Annotated in this window: 6 protein-coding genes; all 6 read right to left on the minus strand. The window is 31.4% G+C overall.

The window, feature by feature from the left end; translation table 11 throughout:
• Positions 1-493: 493 nt before the first annotated feature.
• A complete protein-coding gene (tkt, locus tag KPL38_RS16690) occupies positions 494-2,476 on the minus strand; it encodes a transketolase (RefSeq protein ID WP_216290274.1) in 1,983 nt (660 codons plus the stop codon).
• Between the two features lie 16 nt (positions 2,477-2,492).
• Positions 2,493-3,140, minus strand: a complete 648-nt coding sequence (gene fsa / locus KPL38_RS16695) for a fructose-6-phosphate aldolase (protein ID WP_216290275.1) — start codon at positions 3,138-3,140, stop codon at positions 2,493-2,495.
• Positions 3,141-3,153: 13 nt separating this feature from the next.
• Positions 3,154-4,686 carry a xylulokinase gene (gene xylB, locus KPL38_RS16700; RefSeq protein WP_216290276.1) on the minus strand — a complete coding sequence of 511 codons (1,533 nt, stop codon included), beginning with the start codon at positions 4,684-4,686 and terminating at the stop codon, positions 3,154-3,156.
• A gap of 152 nt (positions 4,687-4,838) precedes the next feature.
• Positions 4,839-6,320: an L-fucose/L-arabinose isomerase family protein gene (locus tag KPL38_RS16705; protein ID WP_216290277.1), complete on the minus strand. Its 1,482-nt coding sequence runs from the start codon at positions 6,318-6,320 to the stop codon at positions 4,839-4,841.
• A 488-nt stretch (positions 6,321-6,808) separates the two neighbouring features.
• On the minus strand, positions 6,809-7,837 hold the full coding sequence (locus KPL38_RS16710) for a hypothetical protein (RefSeq protein ID WP_216290278.1): 1,029 nt from the start codon (positions 7,835-7,837) through the stop codon (positions 6,809-6,811).
• A gap of 48 nt (positions 7,838-7,885) precedes the next feature.
• The gene (locus KPL38_RS16715) at positions 7,886-8,890 is read right to left on the minus strand and encodes a phosphodiester glycosidase family protein (RefSeq protein WP_216290279.1); all 1,005 of its coding nucleotides are present in this window, start codon (positions 8,888-8,890) and stop codon (positions 7,886-7,888) included.
• Positions 8,891-9,290 lie beyond the last annotated feature (400 nt).

The following is a 9,290-nucleotide window of genomic DNA, read 5'->3' on the forward strand; positions in this document are numbered from 1 at the left end:
TGAAATTTTCATATTAATTTACAATATTTTCAAGAGGCATAGCCTAAAATTTGAAATAGCTTAACTCCTACCGGAGAAAATATAGCTTTTTGTGGCTTAATCATATTATACCTCTTATTATATTTTTCTAAGTTAATATTAAAAATATTTAAATGTTGTGATCATCTAAAGTCATTTCAGCACTTGAAAATATACAATGTATAATAGATGATTCACTAAATCTTGACTTAAGTATGTAAAATTGTCCATATCAATATCTGTAAGATTAAGGTTATAAACTTTGATAACCTTAATCTTACAGGGTAAATCGTCATGAAAATTGCTTCAGATTTAAGATTTTCAGTAACAACAAAACAGATTTAACCTCTTCTAATTCTGACATAAACAATAAAAGTTTAAATAAAGTATGTATTATAATAAAGTAGTATCTTAAATTAAGATACTACTTTATTATTTTGTTTATAAGCATTTGCCTTTTAATCTAATTATTATATTATTTGTTTTTCAGTCTCAACACAGTATTAACCACATTGTTAACTGTAAATCCGAACTTTTCAAATAAAACTTCAGCTTTACCTGATGCACCAAAGTGATCAATTGAGATTACGGCTCCATCAATTCCTACATATTTGTGCCAACCAAAGGAGGTAGCCGCTTCTACTGCAACTCTTGCTCTTACTTTATTTGGAAGCACTGATTCTTTATATTCCATGCTCTGAGCTTCAAATAATTCAAAGGATGGCATACTTACAACTCTTGCTGATATTCCCTTTGCAAATAACTCATCAGCTGCCTTATAGATAAGTTCTACTTCTGAACCTGATGCAATTAAAATTACATCAGGTGTTTCTTTTTTACAGTCCTTAATTATATATCCGCCCTTAAGAGCTTTTTTGCCAGAACCCTCATATAGTGGCAATGTCTGCCTTGTTAAAATAAGTGATACTGGTCCTTTCGCTTTAGTTACAACATAATACCAACCTGCTGCTGCTTCTTTTGAATCTGCTGGTCTAAATACTGTCATATTTGGTACAGCTCTTAAAGCAGCTAATTGTTCAATTGGTTCATGAGTTGGTCCATCTTCCCCAACCCCAATACTATCGTGAGTAAGTACATAAGTTATTGGTAATTTCATTAGTGCTGAAAGTCTCATGGCACCCTTCATGTAATCACTAAATACAAAGAATGTAGATACAAATACTTTTAAACCACCATGAAGATATATCCCATTAGCAATACCAGCCATTGCATGTTCTCTTACTCCAAAATGCATATTTGCTCCAGATCTATCCTCAGCTGAGAAATCTCCTCTATCCTTCATATATGTTTTGTTTGAAGGAGCAAGATCTGCTGAACCTCCAATTATGTTTGGTACAAGCTTTGTCAACCTATTAATAAGTATTCCTGATGCTTGTCTTGTTGCCATTGGTTTGTCAAAACTCCAGAAACTTTCATCCTCTAATAAATCACTAGCTATTTTACCACTAAACCAAAGTTTCCACTCTTTTGCAAGTTCTGGGTAAGTTGATTTATAGCCTTCGAATAACTTGTTCCAAGTTGCTTCTTTAACCTCTGCTTCCTTATTAAAGTCTTTCATATTTGCTCTAACTTCTTCTGGAACAGTGAAAGGTTCATAATTCCATCCTAAATTTTCCTTTAATGCAATTATATTATCTACTCCAAGTGGTTCCCCATGTGCGCAAGCTTTTCCTTGCTTAGCAAGGCAACCGTATCCTATTATGTTTTTTACTATTATAATTGTTGGCTTTTTATCTTGTTTTTTAGCAGAATTTATAGCTGAGTTTACTTCATCTGTGTTGTTCCCATCAGCTACCTTTATAACCTGCCAACCGTAAGCTTCATACCTTTTAGCGACATCTTCTCTAAAAGCAATATCAGTACTTCCTTCAATCGATATGTTATTAGAATCATACATCATTATAAGTTTTCCAAGTCCTAGTGTTCCTGCAAGAGAAGAAGCTTCTGATGAAATCCCTTCCATTAAGCATCCATCTCCAGCTATAACATAAGTATAATGATCTACAACCTTAAAATTTGGTTTATTGAATTTTTCTGCAAGATAACTTTCAGATATAGCCATACCTACTGCATTACAAATACCTTGCCCTAAAGGTCCGGTAGTTGTTTCAACTCCATCTGTATGTTTATATTCTGGATGACCTGGTGTTTTACTTCCAAACTGTCTGAAATTTTTTATATCTTCAACACTTACATCATATCCAAAAATGTTTAAAAGTGAGTATAGAAGCATGGACCCATGTCCTGCTGATAGTACAAATCTATCTCTATCTTCCCATTTTGAATTTTTAGGATTATGTTTCATTTGCTTTGCCCATAGAGTATAAGCCATTGAGGCGCATCCAAGGGGTAACCCTGGATGACCTGAATTTGCTTTTTGAATAGCTTCTGCTGAGAGTACTCTTATTGTATTTATTGATAAATTGTCTACATTCATTATGGAGTCCTCCTTATTATTTACCAAAAGTTTCTTTCCAATCTTTAGCAAATTTTTCTATTCCAGCATCTGTTAATGGGTGTTTTATCATTTGTTTTATTATTTTAAGTGGAACTGTAGCAATATGAGCCCCTGCAACTGCTGCATCTGTAACATGCATTGGAGTTCTTATACTTGCAGCGATTATCTCAGTATCAATTCCGTGTACTTTAAATATTGTAACAATAGTTTCTATTAAATCCATAGCATTAGCGTTTATATCATCCAGTCTTCCAAGGAAAGGACTAACAAAAGATGCTCCTGCTCTTGCAGCAAGTAAAGCTTGTCCTGCTGAGAATATTAATGTTACATTTGTTTTTATTCCTTCTTTTGAAAGTACTTTTACAGCCTTTAGACCTTCCTGCGTCATTGGAATTTTAACAATCATATTTTTATGAATTTTTGCTATTTCTCTTCCTTCTTTTATCATTCCTTTAGAATCTAATGCGATAACTTCTCCACTTATAGGTCCGTCAACAATAGATGCTATTTCTTTTATAACTTCATTAAAATCTCTTCCTTCTTTTGCGATTAGTGATGGGTTAGTAGTTACCCCACAAATAACACCCATATCATTAGCCTCACGAATATCGTCAACGTTTGCTGTATCTATAAATAATTTCATAATTAACACTCCTTCATATTTTAATTTTTTCTTTTAAATAAATGAATTCAGGTTTTAATGCCGTATAAAGTCGCTTATAAATTTCATGATATTTGCTATACAATTTAACATTTTCATTAATTGGTTCTTGATAAGTAACCTTATGAACAATAGCATCACAAGCCTCTACTACAGATGAATAAACTCCTACACCTACTAAAGCTAAAATTGCAACTCCTAGAGCAGGCCCTTCGCTACAATTAACAGTAATCACTTCAGAGTTAAACATATCTGCTTGAATCTGCCTCCATACTTCACTTTTACCTCCTCCGCCTGAAGCCCTTACTTCATCTACACTTATCCCCATTTCGTTAATAACATCCATACAATCTAAAAGGCTATAGCCTACACCTTCCATGACAGATCTAAGCATATCATTTTTGTTATGTCTTGCAGTAAGACCAAAAAATACGCCTCTAGCATAGGGGTCTAAATGTGGAGTTCTCTCCCCCATAAGGTAAGGTAAATACATTAGTCCATCAACACCTGGGTTTACAGATTCGGCTTCTTTATTTAACTCCTCGTATACATCAACACCTGAGGAAGCCGAATTTTGATTTTCTAAAGCACATAAATTATCTTTAAACCATTTTAAAGATAATCCAGCTGCCTGAGTTACTCCCATAATATGCCAAGCACCTGGTACCGCATGACAAAATGTATGCACTCGTCCTTTTTTATCTATAACAACTTTATCAGTATGAGCAAAAACGACACCAGAAGTTCCTATTGTAGAAGAAACAACTCCAGGTCTAACAATACCGTTTCCTATGGCACCAGCCGCCTGGTCTCCTGCCCCTCCAACTACCTTGGTTCCTTCTTTAAGTCCTGTAAGTTTTGCAGCAGCTTTAGTGACTGTTCCAGTAACCTCTTGTGATTCATAGACTTTACCAAGTAAGTCTTTATTGATATTAAGTTTTTCTAATACTTCATCGCTCCAAATTCTATTAGGGACATCTAAAAGTTGCATTCCACTGGCATCTGATACTTCAGTGCAAAATTCCCCAGTAAGCATAAATCTTATGTAATCCTTTGGAAGAAGTATTTTATAAGTTTTTGCATAAAGCTCTGGTTCATGTTTCTTAACCCACATAATTTTAGAGGCAGTAAACCCTGTTATTGCAGGATTAGCTGTTATTTGAATTAACCTTTCAGCTCCAACTAACTTTGTTATTTCATCGCATTCTTTTGTAGTTCTTTGATCGCACCATATTATTGAAGGTCTTATAACCTGGCCTTTTTTATCAATCATAACCAAACCATGCATCTGACCAGATAAACCCACCCCTTTAATGTCGTTTATGTTCACTCCACTTTTTTGTATTGCTGAACTTATTGTAGCTACTACAGCGTCCCACCAATCTTCAGGTTTTTGCTCTGCCCATCTAATTTCAGGTTGATATAATGGATAACCCTTGAAAGCACTTGAAATATTTTTACCTTTCTCGTCAAACAATATAGTTTTTGTACCTGAAGTTCCTATATCTATACCTAGAACATAGGTCATGTAATCTCCTCCTAAAAAAATTATTTATTGAGAATAATTTTTGTTAAGGTATAAGTAATTAACGTATACCTTAACATTACTAAACCTCAAAAATGTACTAACTCATAATGATTTCTACCTTTTGTTGTCTATCAGACACAGTTTTATAGCTATTATTTAAAAGGGTTTTCTGATTTATAAAGCATTCCTTTTGGTTGATTAAATGATAATTCTTTGACGCCTAAGTATTTAAATAAATTGTAAATTGCTTTCCCATAATGTCCAAATGCAACTGCACCATGATGTGGGAATCTCTTTTCAATTAATACATTACGATAGAATCTTGCCATCTCAGGAATTGCAAAAACACCAATTGATCCAAATGAACGGGTTGGGACTGGTAAAACTTCACCTTCTGCTACATATGCAGTTAATTCTGCTTCTGCATTGCTTTGTAAACGGAAGAATGTTATATCTCCAGGAATAATATCTCCTTCAAGTGTTCCTCTAGTTATGTTTGGCTCTTTATTAGGTTCGAGCGATCTTGCCATGATTTTTTGAAATTTCATAGTAGCACTTGTTAATTTACAAGCAGCTGTATTACCACAATGGAATCCCATAAACGTATCTTTTAATGTATAATCAAATTTACCTTTAATTTTTGAATCATACATATCAGCAGGTACTGTATTATTAATATCAAGTAATGTTACAACATCTTGGCTTATGCAAGTTCCTATATATTCACTTAATGCACCATAAATATCAACTTCACATGATACGGGAATCCCCATTGAAGTTAGTCTGCTGTTTACATAACAAGGTACAAAACCAAATTGTGTTTGGAATGATGGCCAACATTTATTTGCAAAAACAACAAATTCCCTTGAACCTTTATGTGTTTCTATCCAATCTAATAATGTAATTTCATATTGAGCAAGCTTTGATAAAATACCAGGCATTTTATTTCCTTCACCAAGTTCTTTTTTCATGCTAGCTATTACTTCTGGAATTCTTGAATCATTAGCATGCTCATTAAAAGCTGCATATAAATCAAGTTCTGAATTCTCTTCAATTTCAACACCTAAATTATATAATTGCTTAATTGGTGCATTACATGCTAGAAAATCCTGTGGACGAGGTCCGAAAGAGATTATTTTTAGTTTGCCTAGTCCAAGTAATGTAGTAGCAACTGGTACAAATTCTGAAATCATATCGGCGACTTCAGGAGCTGTTCCAACAGGATAATCAGGAATAAATGCTTTTATATTACGTAGTGCTAAATTGTAACTTGCATTTAACATTCCACAATAAGCATCTCCACGACCATTAAGTAAGTTATCTCCACTTTCTTCAGAAGCAGCAACAAACATTACTGGCCCACCAAATTGTTTTGCAAGTAGAGTTTCTGATGTTTCAGGACCAAAATTTCCAAGGTATACTACTAATGCATTTACACCAGCTTCTTTAACTTCCTTTACTGCTTTTAACATATCTGTTTCATTTTCCACAGTAGTTAAACATTCAAATATATCTACCTTAGATTTCTTGAAATTTTCTACTACTGCTTTTCTACGACTTTCAGATAACTCCATTGGGAAGCAATCTCTGCTTACTGCGACAATTCCTAATTTTAATTGTGGTAAATTTTTCATTTTTAATTCCTCCAATTTATTTTAATGTATTTTTATTTGAATGATGGTTCATAGATTATATAAGTTAGCAATGGCGTCGTTTTCATTTTTTTTTAAAAATCAATTTAAAACAATTGAAATTTTTGAGAATATGTCCATATTTTTTAAAGTCATTATCCACAATTTTTTTAATAATAATATTTACATTCCTTTCATTTAAGTTTTTATATATAATCAAAAATATCTTTTTAAAATCACTTTAATAAGTCTATTTTACTTTTCTTTTGTGTTTTTATCAATAGGTTTTTGTAAACTTTTTCATTATTATTTAAAATATTTATAATTGAACGATTTAAATGTAAAATATTTTTAAATTAAGTGCGATTTATACATCTGATTTTATCTTCATAAAAATCACTTAAAAGGACACACCATTTTAAATTTGTAGGTGTGTCCTTTTAAGTGTGAAGTGAATTAATTGTTAGCAATAAGTATTATAATAAATTTAGTTATTTAAAAGTAATAAATGATATTTTGTTATTTGCCAAAGAAGAAATACCTTTAGTATATAGTCCAAGCAATTTACCTTTATAGCTAGTTTGGGTTCCAGAATCAATTTCAGTTATTATACCTTTTGCTGAGTTGTTTTGATATATTTTTCCGTTAGATGATACAAATAAATTTTTCTTGGCAGAGGTATTTTGTAAATCAATCACTTTCCAATTATTGATATTTGCTGATATTTTACCGTAATAAACTTTATTTACCAAATTATTTTCTAACTCTCCAACATATATATTATCCTCATTGTCGGTACCAATTAATGTAAGCTTATCTATACCTTTAATAACTATAGGTCCATTAAGACTTGTAGCATATATTTTATTATATACTAACCCCTCATATGCTAATTTATCTTCATGACGGATTGCTGCCATATTACTTATAGAATTGGGAATTGTCTTAACTTTTGTCATATCTGCCATTCTATCAATTCTATAGATACTATTACCTACACCTTCATTTAAGACTTTTAAGTAAGTAACTCCGGTTAAAGGTGACAGTTGAATATCTTCTATTTTAGATTTTGCAGCAACCAAGGCTAATTCTTTTATTTTTACTTTCTTATTTTTGGATATATCATAGGAATAAGTAATTAAGTTGCTAGATTTGTCATTGCTTTTTTCCTCTACTAAAAGCATTCTATTTCTATCTGGAAGCCATTTGGAAAACGAAATTGTGCTTCCATCCTCTGCATCTATATTTTTAATCTTTCCATCTTTACAGTTAACAATTTTTAATCCTTTATTCTCATAATAGGATAAATATTTAGCGTCATAGGATATTAAGACATTTGTTGCAGTTGTTGGTATATTGATGTCAATATTTTTTGATTGTGTGTGTTTATTTTCAACGACCTTTTTCGTAACTAATTTTGAATCAGGAGCTAAGAAATAATGATCTAAATAAAAAAGTCCCAAACATTGCAGTGATAAAGAGACTATTATCCATATACTTATTCTTTTAATCCATTTCATAATAATTTCTCCTTTAATTTAAATTATTCCATGCCAAAACATATCCTATTACTTGCTAGTTACATATATAATTGAAGGTATAGATCTTTCACCTAAGCTATCGCAAGGATTATTTATAATTTCATCATCATAAAGCATTGTAGAAGAAGAACCTCCATCTAAGTTAGAAGCATTATAAGCCCCATAGTCATACAATACATCTTGCGTTTCCCTTAAAGTAGCACCTAAACTACTTAGTTGTCTACCGTCAATTACTAACAATAGTATTGCTCCGTCTTTTCTCTGCGCAATGCATGTTCTAGGGGCTATACCCCAGCCTCCATCACCATTAGTTATAGTTTTTTGACCGTTAACTATTAGGGCTGGGCCAAAAGACACTGCTTCAGTTACGCCAAAATTATTCATTTCATTAATGCTATGTGGACCAACTAATAACATTCCTGATTTAGTTAATGCTATGGCATCTTTTTTTTCATTTTTATTATTTATATCATTATAAATAATTTTTCCACCGGATATTATAATTCCACTCGGATTAGCCCCTGTTCCTGTCCAAAGTGATCCAGAAGCTTTATCTGTAAACGCTCCACCATTAACAGCTGCAATGGCATTATTATTTTTTGCAATATCACTAGTTAGTTCTCCTTCTTTGCCAAGTTTACTACTGTAACCCACCTTTACTCTAGTTGGATCCTTAATTACTAATAAATACCCTTTGAACTTGATTCCAGATACGTTATATCGTTCAATATTGTTATCATTTTTATTTTCTATTTTTACAGCATCTAAGTTATTTTGAACTATAGAATTTATTTTTTGCTCACTCATAATTTGTTTTATTTTCTGATCGGATAAGAAAAATGTAGCTATCCATTGAGATTTAAGAGTGGTCATAGCGGCACCTACTACTGCATTTCTTATATTTTTAAACGGTCCATAATACACCATAAATGGGGTTGTAATTGATGTAAAAAGAATTTCAAATAATATAAATAGTAAAACAAGAATGCTTGTTTTTCTTTTCTTTTTTTTAAACCTTCTAAAATTTTTCATAGTTTCCATCCTTTTTTTTATTATATATTAATTTATAGTATACCCTAAAATTACATAATTTTATTTAAATGAAAAAAATTACTAAATTATATAATTTATATATTTTTATGAAGTTATAAATTATACAAAAAATTATATAAAAAAAATACAACTTCTACAAAAACTATAAAAGCATTTGCAGAAGTTACATTAATATGATGTACAACAATTTTTAAAATTAAATTTTTAATATTCATTATTGATATCGTACTTATATTATATAAATATGTTATGATTAAGCCACAAAAAGCTATATTTTCTCCGGTAGGAGTTAAGCTATTTCAAATTTTAGGCTATGCCTCTTGAAAATGTTGTAAATTAATATGAAAATTTCAATAAAAAACTCAACTAAGGCGGTAGC

Origin of the sequence: Clostridium psychrophilum, from assembly GCF_018861705.1 — a bacterium.
Lineage (GTDB): Bacteria > Bacillota > Clostridia > Clostridiales > Clostridiaceae > Clostridium_AD > Clostridium_AD psychrophilum.